The 15,471-nt window shown below is 70.3% G+C and carries 14 protein-coding genes; 10 read left to right on the top strand and 4 right to left on the bottom strand.

From position 1 onward, the window contains the following. Nucleotides 1–52 precede the first annotated feature (52 nt). Nucleotides 53–931 (top strand): LysR family transcriptional regulator, encoded by an 879-nt coding sequence (locus JNO44_RS33260; RefSeq protein WP_205367567.1) that lies wholly within the window; start codon nt 53–55, stop codon nt 929–931. A 54-nt stretch (nt 932–985) separates the two neighbouring features. Here JNO44_RS33260 and JNO44_RS33255 read toward each other — a convergent pair whose 3' ends face one another. Next, the gene (locus tag JNO44_RS33255) at nt 986–2,287 is read right to left on the bottom strand and encodes a sensor histidine kinase (protein ID WP_205367564.1); all 1,302 of its coding nucleotides are present in this window, start codon (nt 2,285–2,287) and stop codon (nt 986–988) included. 3 nt (nt 2,288–2,290) lie between these two features. Further along, nucleotides 2,291–3,010, bottom strand: coding sequence for a hypothetical protein (locus JNO44_RS33250; protein WP_205367562.1), 720 nt, complete (start codon nt 3,008–3,010; stop codon nt 2,291–2,293). A 397-nt stretch (nt 3,011–3,407) separates the two neighbouring features. Between JNO44_RS33250 and JNO44_RS33245 the strand changes: the two genes are divergently transcribed. From JNO44_RS33245 to JNO44_RS33235, 3 genes are all read left to right on the top strand, one after another. Further along, the gene (locus JNO44_RS33245; protein WP_039628725.1) at nt 3,408–3,815 is read left to right on the top strand and encodes a YciI family protein; all 408 of its coding nucleotides are present in this window, start codon (nt 3,408–3,410) and stop codon (nt 3,813–3,815) included. Between the two features lie 8 nt (nt 3,816–3,823). Then, entirely contained in the window at nt 3,824–5,008 is a 1,185-nt protein-coding gene (locus JNO44_RS33240; RefSeq protein ID WP_205370975.1) for an RNA polymerase sigma factor, read from the top strand. A gap of 164 nt (nt 5,009–5,172) precedes the next feature. Next, on the top strand, nt 5,173–5,712 hold the full coding sequence (locus JNO44_RS33235; protein WP_205367560.1) for a GNAT family N-acetyltransferase: 540 nt from the start codon (nt 5,173–5,175) through the stop codon (nt 5,710–5,712). Between the two features lie 632 nt (nt 5,713–6,344). Here JNO44_RS33235 and JNO44_RS33230 read toward each other — a convergent pair. After that, entirely contained in the window at nt 6,345–6,515 is a 171-nt protein-coding gene (locus JNO44_RS33230) for a hypothetical protein (RefSeq protein ID WP_205367558.1), read from the bottom strand. A gap of 1,164 nt (nt 6,516–7,679) precedes the next feature. Between JNO44_RS33230 and JNO44_RS43900 the strand changes: the two genes are divergently transcribed. From JNO44_RS43900 to JNO44_RS33195, 6 genes are all read left to right on the top strand, one after another. Beyond that, on the top strand, nt 7,680–8,498 hold the full coding sequence (locus JNO44_RS43900) for an SDR family NAD(P)-dependent oxidoreductase (protein ID WP_240167766.1): 819 nt from the start codon (nt 7,680–7,682) through the stop codon (nt 8,496–8,498). A gap of 510 nt (nt 8,499–9,008) precedes the next feature. Beyond that, nucleotides 9,009–10,094 (top strand): hypothetical protein, encoded by a 1,086-nt coding sequence (locus tag JNO44_RS33215; protein WP_039628720.1) that lies wholly within the window; start codon nt 9,009–9,011, stop codon nt 10,092–10,094. Between the two features lie 325 nt (nt 10,095–10,419). Continuing rightward, nucleotides 10,420–11,379, top strand: coding sequence for a hypothetical protein (locus JNO44_RS33210; protein ID WP_205367557.1), 960 nt, complete (start codon nt 10,420–10,422; stop codon nt 11,377–11,379). A gap of 21 nt (nt 11,380–11,400) precedes the next feature. Then, the gene (locus JNO44_RS33205) at nt 11,401–12,129 is read left to right on the top strand and encodes a hypothetical protein (RefSeq protein WP_235095745.1); all 729 of its coding nucleotides are present in this window, start codon (nt 11,401–11,403) and stop codon (nt 12,127–12,129) included. A gap of 12 nt (nt 12,130–12,141) precedes the next feature. Continuing rightward, complete coding sequence (locus tag JNO44_RS33200; RefSeq protein ID WP_205367555.1) at nt 12,142–12,909, top strand: hypothetical protein; 768 nt, start codon at nt 12,142–12,144, stop codon at nt 12,907–12,909. Nucleotides 12,910–13,020: 111 nt separating this feature from the next. Continuing rightward, a complete protein-coding gene (locus JNO44_RS33195) occupies nt 13,021–14,124 on the top strand; it encodes a M14 family metallopeptidase (RefSeq protein ID WP_205367554.1) in 1,104 nt (367 codons plus the stop codon). Between the two features lie 66 nt (nt 14,125–14,190). On the opposite strand, the gene JNO44_RS33190 is transcribed toward JNO44_RS33195, so the two are convergent. Beyond that, entirely contained in the window at nt 14,191–15,444 is a 1,254-nt protein-coding gene (locus JNO44_RS33190) for an ATP-grasp domain-containing protein (protein WP_205367553.1), read from the bottom strand. Between the last annotated feature and the right edge of the window lie 27 nt (nt 15,445–15,471).

Here is a 15,471-nt window from a genome sequence, read left to right as displayed (position 1 = left end):
TCGGTCCAACACATGCTCGTCATCAATATCCATCGTGTTTCATCATGGATCCATGGATCTGCAGCAGATGCGCTACGTCATCGCGGTGGCGGAGACCGCGAGCTTCACCCGTGCCGCCGAGCGGTGCCACGTCGTCCAGTCCGCACTCAGCCACCAAGTGGCCCGACTGGAGAAGGAGTTGGGTGCCAGGTTGTTCGAGCGGAGCAGTCGCCGGGTGCGGACGACCACCGCGGGGGAGGCGTTTCTGCCCGCTGCCCGCCAGGCGCTGGAAGCGGCCGAACGGGCTCGTGCGGAAGTGGCGGCGGCCACCGGCGAGATACGGGGCAAGCTGACCGTGGGATCGATACCCACGGTGGCGGCGGTGGACCTCCCGGCGGTGCTGCGGGACTACCGCCTCCGCCACCCCCAGGTACGGATCAGCCTGCGGGCCGGTTCCAGCGAGCAGCTCGTCGAGCGGGTGCGCGAGGGCCGGCTGGACGCGGCGTTTCTCGGCGTACAGCCCGGATTCCGGCCGCAGGGCGTCCACGATCGGGAGCTCGCCCACGGGCAGCACGTCGCCGTGCTCGCCCCGGACCACCCACTGGCCACGCGACACGAGGTGGACCTCAGCCTCCTCGCCGAGGAGGCGTTCGTGGACTTCGCCGACGGCAGTGCCGCCCGTGCCCAGTCGGACCTGGCGTTCGCGGCGGCCGGACTGCGGCGCGAGGTCGCCTTCGAGGTGTCCGGGGTCGAACTCATGGCCCGTATGGTCCGCCACGGACTGGGCATCGCCCTGCTGCCCGCGGCGTTCGCCGCCGAGCTCCACGGCCTGCGGACCGTGCCGATCATCGGCGGGCCGGTCCGCGTGGAGCGCCTGGTCTGGAGCCGCTTCCCCCTCTCACCGGCCGCCTCCGCGTTCCTTGCACTGCTGGACGTCGACCCCCAGCTCTAGGTCGTGTCCGCAAAGTCCCGCCTGCCGTTCGGCGCTCGGCACGCACTCGAAAGGTCAGTGGGGGAGCTGCTCCGGGGAGGGCGGCAGGTGGAGTTCGGCGACGGCCCCGCCGTCGGGGGCGTTGGAGAAGCGGAGGTCGGCTCCGAGGACGTGGGCCTGGCCGGCGGCGATGGTCAGACCGAGACCGTGGCCGGTCCGCCTGCCCTCCTCGGATCCGCCCGACTGGCTCCGGAAGCGCTGGGGACCCTGGTCGAGGAGATAGGCGGGGTAGCCGTCACCGTGGTCGCGCACGGTGATGACCGGGGCGTTGACGGTGACCACGACGGGCGAGCGACCGTGTTTGTGGGCGTTGGTGACGAGGTTTCCCAGGACGCGTTCGAGCCTGCGCCGGTCGGTCTCGACCGGGCCGTCCCGCACGATGCGGACCTCTGTCGTCGTTCCGGTGGCCCGTACCGCGCGCTCGGCCAGCGGGCCCAAGAGGTGGATGTCGAGGTCGGCGCTCTCGACCTGGGCGTCGAGCCGGGAGATCTCCAGCAGATCCTCGGTCAGTCCGCGCAGGGCCTGGACACGGTCGCGCACCATGTCCGTCGGGCGACCGGCCGGCAGCAGCTCGGCCGCGGAGTGGAGCCCGGCGAGCGGGGTGCGCAGCTCGTGGGAGACGTCGGCGGTGAAGCGCTGTTCGCTGTGCAGCCGGGCCTGGAGGCTGGCGGCCATCGCGTCGAGGGCGGTCGCCACGGCGGCGGCCTCGTCCTGGGCCCGGTCGGGGCGCAGGGCACGGGGGTCGTTCACACGGGCGTCGAGATCGCCGGTGCTGATGCGCCGGGCGACGCGGGCGGTGTGGTGCAGTCGGCGGGTGATGCGGGAGACGGAGATCAGGCCGGCGGCCAGGGTGAGCGCGATCGCGGCGGCGGAGGAGCCGATGATGGCCCCGTCCAGGCCGCGCAGGGACGCCGCCTGTTCGCTGTAGTCCAGCCGGAGCGCGAGCACCTTTCCGCCGGTGACGGGGGTGGCGGCCCACATCACGGGGTGGCCCTGGTGCGTGGCGAGCTCGGTTCCGCGCTCGTGCCGCTGTACGACCATCGCGCGCAGCGAAGCGGGGAGGTCCGGCGGATTCACCGAGACGTCGCGGTCGAGGGGGTGCCCGGCGACGTACGCGGACATGCTGCGGTCCAGTTCCGCCAGTGCCGTGTGGCGCGCACGGTCCTGGGTCTGCCGGTCGACCAGGACGTGCACCAGGGTGCCGAGCACCGCGGCGAGCAGGCAGCACATGACGGTGATGAAGACGCTGGCCTTCCAATAGAGCGTCGCCGTCCAGGCATGCAGCCACCGCGGCGGACGCGGCTGGGGAGTGCGCATGACTCACCTGCCCGAAGGGGTTGCGGAGGCCGGGGCGCGTCGGCCGTAGCCCACGTCCTGGATGGTCATGACCTGGTGCCGAGGGTCCCAGGCGTAGACCGTGCGGCTCTCGTAGCCGGGCGCGTCACCGGGCTCGTGGATCACCAGCTTGCGGTCGGCGACCTCCACCGACTGCGGGGAACTGGTGGAACCCAGGATCGAGGTCACCACCCCGTCCTTGACCGTGTAGGCGTAGATGATCAGGAGGTTGCTTCCGCTCTGGACGCCGAGGATCAGCTCGTCCTTCCCGTCACCGGTCAGATCGTGGTACTCGGGGGCTCGCACCGGGCAGGAGGCCGATCCCGGCTTGTCGGCACAGGCGCGGATCTTGCGCTCCTCGTCCTTGTCGAAGGCCGACTGGTCGTGGCGCTTGTCCCAGTCGATCTGTGCCAGGAGGACGGAGCCCGCGGACACCTTGCGGATGTCCCCGGACGGCACTCGCGGCAGCGCGGTCAGCGGCTGCGGTTTCTCTTCGCCTCCCGTGGCCGGCGAAGCCTCCGGCGCGGGTTTACTGCCGGGCCACAACGCTGTCGGACCGGTGATGGGCGCGGCGTGCCCCGCGCTCTTGGGCACACCGGCCCCCGCGCACCCGCCCAGCAGCGCCGCCGAGCCCGCCACCACGACCGCCAGCGCCACCGTCCGTACGGCGGCACGGGGCGTGGGCAGGCCACGGGCAGGGGGCACGGTGCTGCTCCCCGAAGGATCGGAAGGTGCAGGGGCTGAGACGTGAGGAGTCAAACGTTCTCTCCGCGTGGGCTCTGCGACGGTCCGACAAGTCCGAAAACGGTAACCCACGGTTTGGGCGACGGGTCGTGGGGCCCGTCACAGGGCGGTTCCCGGCCCGGGCCGGAAGCGGGCCCGGCGCCTCCGCGCGTCCGGCAGGCGGCACGTTGCGGCGGCCGGCACCCGGCCCGTCGGAACCGCCGGCCATCGCGTCGTTCCGCTGCCGGACGGATGCCCGATGGAAGCCTCAGGGAAGCCCGAAAAGAATTCGGCCGGCGATGTCGAGAACCCGCGACCGGCTCCGTCCCAGGGGTGAACGCGACCACAATGGGTCGCACCAGCACCGAGGAGAAACATCATGGCCAAGTACTTGCTGCTCAAGCACTACCGTGGCGCTCCGGCTCCGGCCAACGACGTGCCCATGGACCAGTGGACGCCGCAGGAGATCTCGGCGCACGTGCAGTACATGCAGGACTTCGCGGCCCGGCTTGAGAAGACCGGGGAGTTCGTCGACGGCCAGGCGCTCGCCCCGGAGGGTGCGTGGGTCCGGTACGACGGCGAGGGGCGCCCGCCGGTCACCGACGGACCGTTCGCCGAGACCAAGGACCTCATCGCCGGCTGGATGGTGATCGACGTCGACTCCTACGAGCGCGCCGTGGAACTGGCCGGAGAGCTGTCGGCCGCTCCGGGGGCGGGCGGCAAGCCGATCCACGAGTGGCTGGAGGTGCGTCCCTTCCTGACCGCGCCGCCCACCATCACGGAGTGACCTCCCCGATGAACGAGGCCCTGCTCCGGAGCCTCACGCCGAGCGTGCTCGGCATCCTCGTCCGCCGCGGAGCCGACTTCGCGGCGGCCGAGGACGCCGTGCAGGACGCGCTGGTCGAGGCGGTCCGTGTCTGGCCCGATGCCCCTTCCTCAAGCTCTCGGCTTCGCTCGAGCAGGGGAGACCCCATTCGCGACCCCAAGGGGTGGCTGACCACCGTGGCCTGGCGCAAGTACCTCGACGCGACCCGGGCGGACGCCGCCCGCCGCCGGCGCGAGGACCACGTCGACCAGGAGCCGGCCCCCGGACCCGCGCCCTCGGTGGACGACACGCTCCAGCTCTACTTCCTGTGCGCCCACCCGGCACTGACACCCGCGTCGGCGGTCGCTCTCACGTTGCGCGCCGTCGGCGGCCTGACCACACGTCAGATCGCCCAGGCGTACCTGGTGCCCGAGGCGACCATGGCGCAGCGCATCAGCCGGGCCAAGCGCACCGTCTCCGGCGTGAGGCTCGACCGGCCCGGCGACGTCGCCACCGTGCTGCGCGTCCTCTACCTGGTCTTCAACGAGGGCTACTCCGGCGACGTGGACCTCGCCGCCGAGGCCATCCGGCTCACCCGGCAGCTCGCCGCCGCGATCGACCACCCGGAGGTGGCCGGGCTGCTCGCGCTGATGCTGCTCCACCACGCCCGACGCGCCGCCCGGACCGCGTCCGACGGCAGCCTGGTACCGCTCGCCGAGCAGGACCGCGGCCGGTGGGACACCCGGGCGATCGCCGAAGGCGTCGAGATCCTGCAGGCGGCCCTCGCCCGCGACCGGCTCGGCGAGTTCCAGGCGCAGGCGGCCATCGCCGCCCTGCACGCCGACGCGCCCACCGCCGAGGAGACCGACTGGGTACAGATCGTCGAGTGGTACGACGAGCTCGTGCGACTGACCGACAGTCCGGTCGTCCGGCTCAACCGCGCGGTCGCCGTCGGCGAGGCCGATGGTCCGCGCGCCGGCCTGGCGGCGCTCGCGACACTGGACGCCACACTGCCCCGGTATGCCGCGGTGGCGGCCTACCTCCACGAGCGCGACGGCGACCTGGCAAGGGCGGCACAGCTGTACGCCGAGGCGGCCCACCAGGCACCCAACCTCGCCGAGCGCGACTACCTGACGCGCCAGGCCGCCCGGCTCAACTCCCGCCGGGCTCGCTGACGCTGACGGGTGGGCTCGTCTGCCGTCTGCCGTCTGCCGCCACGGCACTTGGTGCGGTCGTGGCCGGAGCGGTCGCCCCCCAACGGGCAGGGCCGGGGAGGGCGGAGGTGGAGCCTTGAGAAAACGGATTGCTTCGCGCGGAGAACTCACGTTGGCTGGGCGGCATGACCGAGTTGCTCACCGATCGCCTCATCCTCCGTCGATGGCGTGCCGCCGACCTTGAACCATGGGCGGCCATGAACGCCGACCCCGAGGTTCGTGAGCACTTGGGCGACGTGCTCACCCGTGAGCAGAGCGATGCCTCTGTGGCGCAGTTCCAGGCCGAGTTCGACCAGCGAGGCTATGGATGGTGGGCCGTTGAGGCGCGGGCCACGGGCGAGTTCATCGGCTTCGCGGGTCTGGACCAGGTGGACGACGGGATGCCGTTCACCGGAGTGGAGATCGGCTGGAGGCTCGCCCGATCGGCCTGGGGCCAGGGCTACGCCACCGAGGCCGCGACGGCGGTTCTGGCCTACGGCTTCGACACGCTCGGGCTTCCCGAGATCCTCGCGGTGACCACGGCGACCAACCTCCGTTCCCAGGCGGTGATGCGCCGGATCGGGATGACCCGGGACCCGGCCGACGACTTCGACGACCCCGCCGCGCCCGAAGGGCCACTGCGCCCGAACGTACTGTTTCGCATCGCCCGGGGTGCGGGAGTCTGACGTTCTCGGCCGGGTCGCCCGATGAGGCCGGATCGGCGACCGAACGTCCCCGCCAGTTCACGACGTTGCCGATCACGACGTTGCCTCTCCGGGGCGGCCGATGGCCGCGCCCACTGCCTTGGCCACCGGCCAAGTCGGAGTCGCGGGTGTACCGGGGCCGGGACCAGGACCGGCCGGTCAGCCATGACCCTCAGAATGATCGAGTCGAACTACTACAGGGGCAGCCTTCCTCGACCGTCCCTTCGAGTTCGCGGCACGTGGGCAGCCTGATATGGATGGGGCAGCGGGCTGCGCCCGTCTGCAGGTACGCGCTGGTACCCGTGTCGTGCGGGGGCGGGGGCGGGGGCGGGGGCGGGGGCGGACCGGCACAGGCCGTGGCAGGAACAACGCAAAGCCCCAAGGCCGCCGCGATCCCCGCTACGAGAAGACGAGAAGGCTGCATGTTCGTGTGAACGAAGCCGACTGATCCAGGTCACCGGCGCAGTCTCACACCGCACACCCGAACTGCCCCTTGCCGTACTGGTGGCAGGGTTCCTGAGGGCATTCGTTCTGGTCGATCGGCCTGGCAGGCGGGGCGAAGACAGCTGTTTGAGGCCACCCGCTCGCCGTACTGCACTGCTCCGCTGCGCGGGTCAGCCACCGATGATCGCGAGCACGCCGCTCAAACCGATGAACCCCGCGCAAACGGCAAAGATGGCGCCAGCCACGAGCAGCACACAGAGCACGGTGACCACCACGAGGGTCCACGTACAGCCGACCGCCGACGCGTAATCGGCGTCGTCATCCCAGTCGTGTCCTGTCATGTCCGCCCTCCGGACCGTATCGTACCGAGCGGACATCAGGCTGGTCGGTCGGGCCTGGACGGGGCAATGACCGGAGGGGCCTATCCACGGGCAACGTTGCCCGTCAGGCCGTGCCGCCCTGCTCTCGCCGCTACCTTTTCAGGGCGCGGCCGGCCCGTTGCATCCACCGCATGAACCGCATGAACCGCATCCACCGGCATCCATGCAGCCGGGCTGATCGGCCGAAGGTGTGTGGTGTCGCGCCGGTGGTGTCCGGGGGACCGGAAGGTGTCACACCGGGGCGTGGCGGGCGACTCTGGATGTCACGGTAGAAGGCTGGACTTGCGGCGGTAATGTCTGATTCCGGGCTGAGGGAGGCGGGAGCGTTCCACGATGCTCTGGGGAGCCGGAGCTCACCCAGGTCAACTCGATAGTGCTGTACCAGTGATACCCCCCTTCCCGGGTTCACGGGGGCCCGGGAAGGGGGCACGGCCGGCGCCGGTGCGTCGTGAGCCTCCAGGGCGCGTACGGTGTGCTTCCGCTACGGCGCCAGACCTCGGCACAACGCCACGATGTCCGGACGCACTCGGCCCTCCGCCGCCTGGCACAGCGGTCGCATGTGCTGTCCCGTCCACCGCGGCGGAGTTGACGGCAGCCACGGCGGCTTCGGCGCCGGACGATGGTGAACACCCGTCGGAGTGCGCGGAGTCGCCTGCGGTCGCGGCATCGGTCTGCGGGGATGCGTCGCCGACTGGCCCGTCGTCCGCGCAGCCGGGAGACTGCCGGTGGCCCGCACCGGGCGCTCAACTGCCGGCGCCGTGGCGGCTTGCTCGTCCTCGGGTTTCGGGGAGCCGGCCCGGTCCGACTCCGGTGCCCTGGCCACCCACTCGTGTCCGGGCCCCGGTGTGAACGGTGCCGACCAAGAGGGGGAAGGCACCGGTTCCGGTCCTGGTCCCGGTGCCGTCGTCGGCCGCGCCATGGCAGGCGGCCGTAGTTCCACCGTCGTACACCCACACACCCCGGTGGCCAACACTCCGACCAGGGCCAACCAGCCCACCGTACGCCCAGCAGCGATCATGTACTGACCAACGCCGTGTGGCGCCGGACGTCACTGTCAGGCGCACCGGAAGGCCGACGTCGCGTCGCCGGTCGGAGCAGGGACGTGAACGCAACCCTTCGCCCCAGGTGTTGCGCGCACTGGCGGCGGCCCTGCTGCTGAAGGACGAGGAGGCCGTCCACCTGCGCGCGTTGGTCGACCCGCCACGAGCCGGGCGGCCCCGGCCCGCCCGGGAGTACGCCGGCCCCCAACTCGTGTCCCTGTCGGATGCCTGGGCGGACACACCCGCCTTGGTCTACGGCCGGTACCTCGACCTGCTGGCCGTCAACTCCCTGGGCGAGGCGCTGTTCTCCTGGCTCGGCAGCCAGACCGGTCTGCTCACGGCGATGTTCCTCGACCCCGCAGCCCGGGTCTCCTACCGTGACTGGTACGTCGTGGCACAGGGGTGCGTGGCGGCGCTGCGGGCCGCCAACCCCGACCCGGACGATCAGCTCCTGCAGAAGCTGGTGGGCGAACTGTCGGTGCGCAGCCCCGACTTCGCCCGCATGTGGGCGCAGGCTGCCTTCGGGCGGATCGACGTACTGGTCAACAACGCCGGCTACGGCTACCTCGCCGCCAACGAGGAAGGCGAGGACGACGAGGTGCGCGCCTTGTTCGGCACCAACGTCTTCGTGCTGGTCAACGTCACCACGGCCGTCCTGCCGGCCACGCGCGCCCGCCGCGCCGGCCACATCGTGAACATGTCCTCGCCGGGCGGCCGCGCCGGCACCCTGGCCACCTACGGACACCAGCCCGGCGATCCGGCGCGCGCCGCCCGGGCCGTCATCGACGCCGTCACCGCCCCGAAGCCCCCCCGTTGCGCCTGCTGCTGGGCAAGGCCGCATACGACCTCGCCACCACCAAGCTCGACTCCCTCAAAGCCACCTTCGACGACTGGCGGACGGTGACGCTCGGCGCCGACTTCCCCCCGGAGCGGACCGCAGGCTGACGGCGGGCATCACCGACCTCAGGCGCCGGCCCCGCACCCCCACCCGTCCCGCGCTGACGGACGCGCAACGACTTCAGGGCGGAGAACAATCCTGGTCGCTTTCACAGCCCTGCCCGGCGTTCAGTGACACTCTTGATCCCGGTGCAATGCCTGGATGATGCTGAGCACCGGGAATTGGTGCGGGGCTCGGCGTGTGGACGGGGACAGCCGGGCCGGCCTCCGAGAAGGCGCCCGGAAAACCGGTCGACGCCGATCACTTCGCACCGCAGGCGTCGATACGGATGGGCCTGCGGCAGTCCCTCCGGAAGCCCTGCGGCAAGATCTCGCAGTGGATACACCCGGCAGCGCGCGCATGTAAAGAGCGGGGCACGCACTTAACAGGATGCGGGCGCAGGGACCATCGTCCTATAGCGGAACGACTCTGCGGTCGGCCAAAGTAATGACCACGTCGAGGAAATATGCAGAGGCCATGACGGGAGTGATCGTGTCCGCACAGATAACAATTGATCCTGGCCGTTTCAGCCAGTTCGGTGAACCCACCGGAAGCAGCTTCTGCCTGATCACGAATTCTGAGTTGGTCGACCAGATCGAAGTCGTCGAGACGGCTCCCTACCGGGAGTTCCTCACCATCACGATGGACCGGGGAGACGACTTCGCGGAAATCCTCGACAAGAAGATCCCGGAACCCGCGCACGTGCTGGTGGTGTCTCCCCACAGGTTCTTCGAATCACCGGATCCCGATCTGGTGGGGCAGCGCAAGATCATGGGCATGGCGTGCAACTCGACGCCCACCGGCCTCGACGAGATCCGGCACTTCCTCGGTGTGATGGAGCGGACATCGGCGGCCGACCAGGCGGCGTTCTGCGACACGTTCTTCGAACTGGCCGAGGACTCTGAGCACTTGGTGTACGCGGACCCGGTGCACGGCACCCGCGCCACCCTCGACCACCTGCGCGAGGGCCTGGTGTGGAACCAGCAGGCCGGACCGCTGGACTGGGGCGACCAGCAGATCGTCCCGTCCGGTGAGATCAGCGTGTTGCCGGTCGAGATCAGGGAGTTCGACGAGGCCCTGAAGCTGCCCCTGGAGGGCGAGATCACGCTGCGCGGGTACCCGATCCTGCACAACGGCACGCCCTCCTTCTCACGGACCGACCAGGCCCGCATCCACGCCCAGCTCTGGGCGATGCGCGAGGGTGCCATCAAGGCCACCGTCGAGGACGGCAGGATCACGCACCTGGAGGCGCTGGACGCCGCAGCGGCGCCGGCGGTGGCGATGCTGGAGCAGATGTTCGCCGTGGACTCCCGCTATCGGATCGTGTGGGAGATCGGCCACGCCCTCAACGTCACGCACGACATCCTGCCCGGGAACCACGCCATGAACGAGGTGTACGGCGGTACGGAAGGCTGCCTGCACTTCGGCCTCGGGCTCACTCCGTACACCCAATACCACCTGGACATCATCGTGCCCGACACCCGCGTGCTGACCAGTAATGGAGCCCCGGTGATCGGCAACCCGGACCACCCCACCGTCGAGCGGGTCGTTCCCGCTACCTAGCGGGTAACGACCGCCCGAACCGTCGGGGTGAACGCAAGAAAACAAAACAAACAGGAGGTGACTGCCATGAAGAAGATCAAGGTGCAGAAGAACCGCAACTACCTGGGCACGCTCCTGGGCTGAGTACCGACCCACGGCGGGGCATGAAACATGCCCCGCCGTGGGGTTCTCATTGTCTTTTCTAGGGAGTGCGTCCGTGTCACCGCTGGAATTCACGACAAGCGACTTCGGTCAGTTCGGCGAGCCGGCCGAGACATTCTGCCTGATCACGAGCGAACAGTACCGCGAGCCGCTTTCACTGGTTCCCGGAGACGGGTGCTCCCGCGTGCTCCACCTGAAGCTCCCGCCCGGCGCGCGCCTGGGCGAGCTGATCGCGCGGAGCGTTCCCGCGGACGCGCACGTGCTGGCGGTCTGCCCCGGGCGGTTCCTCGACTCGCCGACCGAGCAGGAGCTGGGCGGGCGCAAGCTGGCCGTGCTGCCGGCCGGATCCACGCCGCTGACCGATGAGCACATCCGCTACTTCCTGCGCACCGCCGCCCGCTCCGACGCCCGCCAACACGCGCGGACGGCCGAGGAGTTCTTCGACCTGGTGGGGGCCAGTGCCCGGCTCACGATCGTTGACGACACCTCCGGCACCGAGGCCGAGTTCGACCACGGACTCGGCGAGTGTGTCTGGAACCAGCAGGCGGGCCTCCTGGAAGCGGGCGACCAGCAGATCTTCCCGCCGGGGAAGCTGAGCGTCACCGCCGCGGAGATCACCACCTTCGCACCGGACGCCAGACTGCTCGGCCTCAACGGGGACCTGACCCTGCGCGGATGGCCCATCGTCCACCGCCACGAGGACCCGGCCGACGGCGCCGAACAGCAGCGGCTGTTCGAAGCGCTCTCGCCGCTCGTCGCCAACCCCGTGACGCTGCACATCACCGCCGGCAGCATCGAGGGCGTCACCCCACAGACGACGGCGGCGACACCGGCCGCCGCGGAGCTGGAAAAGCTCCTCACCGACGACCCGCGCTACCGCGTCATCTGGGAACTCGGGTTCGGGATCAACACCACCACGGAGGTCATTCCGGCGAACTGCGGCCCCAACGAGGTGTACGGCGCGACCGGCGGCGTCGTGAACCTCGGACTGGGCGTCACTCCGGCGACGCGCTTCGCCCTGGCCTTCCTCTGCCCCCGCAGCTCGCTGCTGACATCGGACGGGACCGCCGTGCTCGGCGCCCGCAAGGCGATGCGCCGCGGCCGGATGCAGCGCGTCTCCAGCGCCGGCTGCGGCTGCCACTGACCCCAAGGAGGAATGCACGCCATGACGACCAACCCCGAACTGCGCAAGAAGGTCGACGCGGTCCTCGACACCTTCATCAAGGACTTCTACGAGACGGTCCCGTTCGCCCAGCACCAGAAGAACTCCGCCGAGCTGAACCTCGACTACTACAAGCGCCACAACATCGAGACGATCCTGCGGCTGCGCCGCAAGCGGACCGTGGACGCGCTGGCCATCAAGTACTTCACCAAGGTGGACCCGGTGCAGGCCAAGGCGTGGGCGCACTACACCGACGACGAGATGCTGCACGACCGGCTGTTCGCCGCCGACCTCGCCAAGGTCGGGGTCACCAAGGACCAGATCTACTCCACCGAACCGCTGCTCTCCACCAAGCTGCTCACCGGATACCTCCAGTTCGGCATGGAGTTCGAGGACAGCCCGCTGGCGCTGATCACCAGCGTGTACTTCGTGGAGTACGTCACCACCCGCACCCAGCCCGAGTGGCTGGACAACCTGGGCACGGTGCTCGGCGAGGAGAACGTCAAGGGCGCCCGTGCCCACGTCAACACCGACCTCGACGACGACCACGACGACTTCGTGTGGCGGGTGCTGTCCACGCTCATCAAGTCGGAGGCCGACGAGCAGAAGGTCATCGAGCACCTCAACCACATCTACTGGCTGTGGAAGCTGTACTTCGTGGAGCTGCACCAGCTCACCGTGATCGGCAAGAGCGACGCACAGATCCCGCTGCCCACCGCGGCCGACGTCTGAGCGGGGACGGCGGTGGCTGACGACGACCGTGCCATGCGGCCGGACGGGCGGCGGGGAGTGGAGATACTGACCCTGCCGCCCGGCCGGGACCTGCCGACCGAGACCGAGAAGCGGATCGTGGACGGCCTGGTCCTCGCCATGCCGGGGCTGCGCACCCGCCAGCTCTTCACGCTCCGCCGCGACATGCTGACCCAGGCCGACTACGTCGTCGTCGGGGTGGACCGGGAGCGCGACCGGGTTGTCGCGCTGCTCACCTCGCGGTGGGCGGAGCTGCCGTCGGGGCGGACCTGTCTGCACATCATGATCCAGTTCGTGGGCGACGCGTACCGCAACGGCGCGGTCTTCAAGGAGAGCTGGGCGGCGCACTTCGCCCGGCTGCTCGCCGACGGCCGGCCGTTCCCCGAGGTGATCGCGCTCAAGACCTACAACCCCGTGGTGCACTGCGCGATGTCGGCGTTCAGCGGTCATCCGGACATCAGCATGTACCCGGACCTCGCGGGCAAGGACGACAGCCAGGCGGTCCTGGCGGCCGAGGTGGCCGAGGCGCTCGCACCCGGAGCGGCCTTCGACCCGGCTCGCGGAGTCGTTCCCGGCATCGGCCGCCCGCTCGACCTGTACCGGGAGCGGCCGCTGAGCCATGTGCCCGATGCCAACCGGTACTTCGCCGAGCACACGGAGCCGGGCGACCGGGTGCTGTGCCTGCTGCATGTGCCCACACAGGCGGGGGCGCACGCAATCCTCACGGCCCTCGGGGTGCCGCTGCCCTCCGCGCAGCACTGAGCCCCACTCGGCCGACCGGGCCCGGCGCCCCCCTACGGGGCTCCGGGCCCGTCGGCCGTCCCCATCCACCAGGAACTCCATCCACCAGGAACTCCAGGAACGCGAGGCAGCATGTCAGACGAGACCCCCCTCGACTTCCCCCTCGACTACTCCCGGGCACGCGCGGACTTCCTGGGAGCGGCACAGGAGGCGGGCGCACGCCTGAGGACCTTCGTCCTGCCCGGCCACCGCGGGCCCGACGGCGGCGAACTCGGCGTCGACACCGCCTATCTGGGGCCGGCCGACCCGGTGAAGCTGCTGGTGACGGTGTCCGGGACACACGGCATCGAGGGCTTTTGCGGGTCGGCCTGCCAGACCCGGATCCTGCTGCGGGAAGGCGTCGCGAAGGCCGCCGCGGGGCCCACGACCGGCGTGCTGCTGGTGCACGGCCTCAACCCGTACGGCTTCGCCTATCTGCGGCGCGTCAACGAGGACAACGTCGACCTCAACCGCAACTTCGTCGACCACGACGCCCCACCGCACAACGACGCCTACGACGCCGTGCACGACACGCTGGTGCCGCCCGGGGGCGGCGGGTTCGCCCCCGACGAGTTGGTCGCCGACCTCACCGCGCTGCGCGACCGGCTCGGCCCGCAGCGCCTCCAGGAGGCCGTGACCCGGGGCCAGTACCGCCACCCCGACGGCCTGTTCTACGGCGGGCAGGCGCCGACCTGGTCCCGGCGGGTGTTCGAGACGGTGGTGGCCGAGCAGATGGCCGGCGCGGCCCACGTCGGCTACATCGACTTGCACACCGGGCTCGGCGCACGCGGTGTCGGCGAACCCATCTTCCGCGGCGGTCGCGACGCGGACGCCCACCAGCGGGCCCGGCGCTGGTACGGCGAGGCGCTCACCGCCTCGGAACAGGGCACTTCCTCCTCCACCCCGATCGTCGGCAACACGGCGACCGCCGTGGCGGCCGGCCTCGGCGCGGACAGCCGACTGACCGCGATCACCTTGGAGTTCGGAACCCAGCCGGGGCCCCAGGTGTTGCTGGCGCTGTGCGCCGACGCCTGGCTGCACCGGCACCATGCACCGGCCGACGCCGTGCGCTCGGACCTCAAGCGGCTGATCCGCGACGCGTTCCGCCCCGATGACGCCGACTGGCGCGGGCGGGTGTTCCGGCGGGCGCGGGAGGTCTTCGACCAGGCCCTCGTCGGGCTCGCGGACGAGAAGTAGAGCGCCGACCGGACGGCCCGGTCAGGTCGGGGGGACTGCCCCGATCTGACCGGGCCGTCGGCCGTGTCACTGTCCGGCCCGACCGCGCGGATCGATCACCACCTTGGCCTCGATCTCCCGCACCCGCTTGGTGTCCTGGTCGAGGACGTCCTGGTCGGGGGTGGAGAGCAGCACCCAGCCGAGCGTGGTGAAGAGGTCTTCGGTCTTGGGCACCCGGGAGCCGTTGGGGTAGCGGCAGGACAACTTCTGGAACGAGGACAGCTCACGCGCCGCGTCGAGCACCTCCGCATTGCTCATGGCGCCGCTGTTCGCGGCGGAGAGCCACACCACCCGGGTGGGCTGCACGATCTCGAACCCGGGGGTGAAGGCGGAGTCCAGATGGTGCCGCACGGTGCGGTCGATCTGAGAGTCTCCGGTCGCGAGCCGCGCGGCCTGCTGCGCACAGCCACCGTCCAGGCGCGCCGCGATCTCGATCAGCCGGGGACCGTCGTCGGTCAGCATGATCTCGGTGTGGGTGCATCCCGTACGGATGCCGACCGCATCGGCGACCTGGCGCGTGTAGGACTCCAGAACGCCGACCAGCGGATCGTTGGGCAGCAGGTAGTCCTCCGCGTCGTACACCCCGATGCGGTTCCCCCTGGCCGACTTGCTGTACTGGACCACCGCCACCAACCCCATCTGGCCGTCGACGGAGTAGGTGTCCACGACGAACTCGGTTCCCGAGGCGAACTCCTGTATCAGAATGCTGTCGTTGGTCAGGTCGAACATGTTGATGGAGCCCAGCAGCCGCCGGAAGGAGGGCCGCCAGTCCTCGCCGGCCTCCACCTTGTGCACCCCGTCGGTCCCACCGCTGCACCGGGGCTTGAGCACCAGTGCCCGTCCCTCCAGGCCGTTCTGGCGCAACCAGTCGGCGGCCTCCTCCTCGCTCGCGGTGGCGAACGTGCGAAGGTGCGGAACACCCGCGCTCGCCACGGCCTGGGCCATGGGCCACTTGTCACGGCGTGCCGCGGAAAGCTCGGGTACGTTCCCCGTTCCGGGCGCCAGTTCTTCGATCAGCGCGTCCACGAGCCTGACCGCGCACTCGTTGCCGGGGACGACAGCGACCGGATCGTAGCCGCGCACGATGCCGGCGAGCTTTGCGAAGTCGCCGTCGTAGAAGTGCGTCGAGTAGAACGCCTCCGGCTTCCAGCCGTGCAGATACGATTTCAGAGGTGCCGGTGTGCTGAGCACGGCCACCGGTTCGATCCCCCGCGCCCGAAAGGCGTTGGCGTACTCGGCGGCCTCGGAATAGGGGTCGACCAGGACTACGTGGCGTGGCATCTAATTGCTTCCCCTTCTGCGATTGTT

It is taken from the genome of Streptomyces noursei, from assembly GCF_016917755.1.
In the GTDB taxonomy this organism is placed as follows: domain Bacteria; phylum Actinomycetota; class Actinomycetes; order Streptomycetales; family Streptomycetaceae; genus Streptomyces; species Streptomyces yunnanensis.
Note: the sequence above shows the minus strand (reverse complement) of the source record. Positions and strands in the feature narration are given on the sequence as shown.

Coding starts and splice junctions, on each gene's coding strand:
- JNO44_RS33260 (WP_205367567.1), top strand. CDS start 53: ATGGATCTGCAGCAGATGCGCTACGTCATCGCGGTGGCGGAGACCGCG.
- JNO44_RS33255 (WP_205367564.1), bottom strand. CDS start 2,287: ATGCGCACTCCCCAGCCGCGTCCGCCGCGGTGGCTGCATGCCTGGACG.
- JNO44_RS33245 (WP_039628725.1), top strand. CDS start 3,408: ATGGCCAAGTACTTGCTGCTCAAGCACTACCGTGGCGCTCCGGCTCCG.
- JNO44_RS33240 (WP_205370975.1), top strand. CDS start 3,824: ATGAACGAGGCCCTGCTCCGGAGCCTCACGCCGAGCGTGCTCGGCATC.
- JNO44_RS33235 (WP_205367560.1), top strand. CDS start 5,173: ATGACCGAGTTGCTCACCGATCGCCTCATCCTCCGTCGATGGCGTGCC.
- JNO44_RS33230 (WP_205367558.1), bottom strand. CDS start 6,515: ATGACAGGACACGACTGGGATGACGACGCCGATTACGCGTCGGCGGTC.
- JNO44_RS33215 (WP_039628720.1), top strand. CDS start 9,009: ATGACGGGAGTGATCGTGTCCGCACAGATAACAATTGATCCTGGCCGT.
- JNO44_RS33205 (WP_235095745.1), top strand. CDS start 11,401: ATGACGACCAACCCCGAACTGCGCAAGAAGGTCGACGCGGTCCTCGAC.
- JNO44_RS33195 (WP_205367554.1), top strand. CDS start 13,021: ATGTCAGACGAGACCCCCCTCGACTTCCCCCTCGACTACTCCCGGGCA.
- JNO44_RS33190 (WP_205367553.1), bottom strand. CDS start 15,444: ATGCCACGCCACGTAGTCCTGGTCGACCCCTATTCCGAGGCCGCCGAG.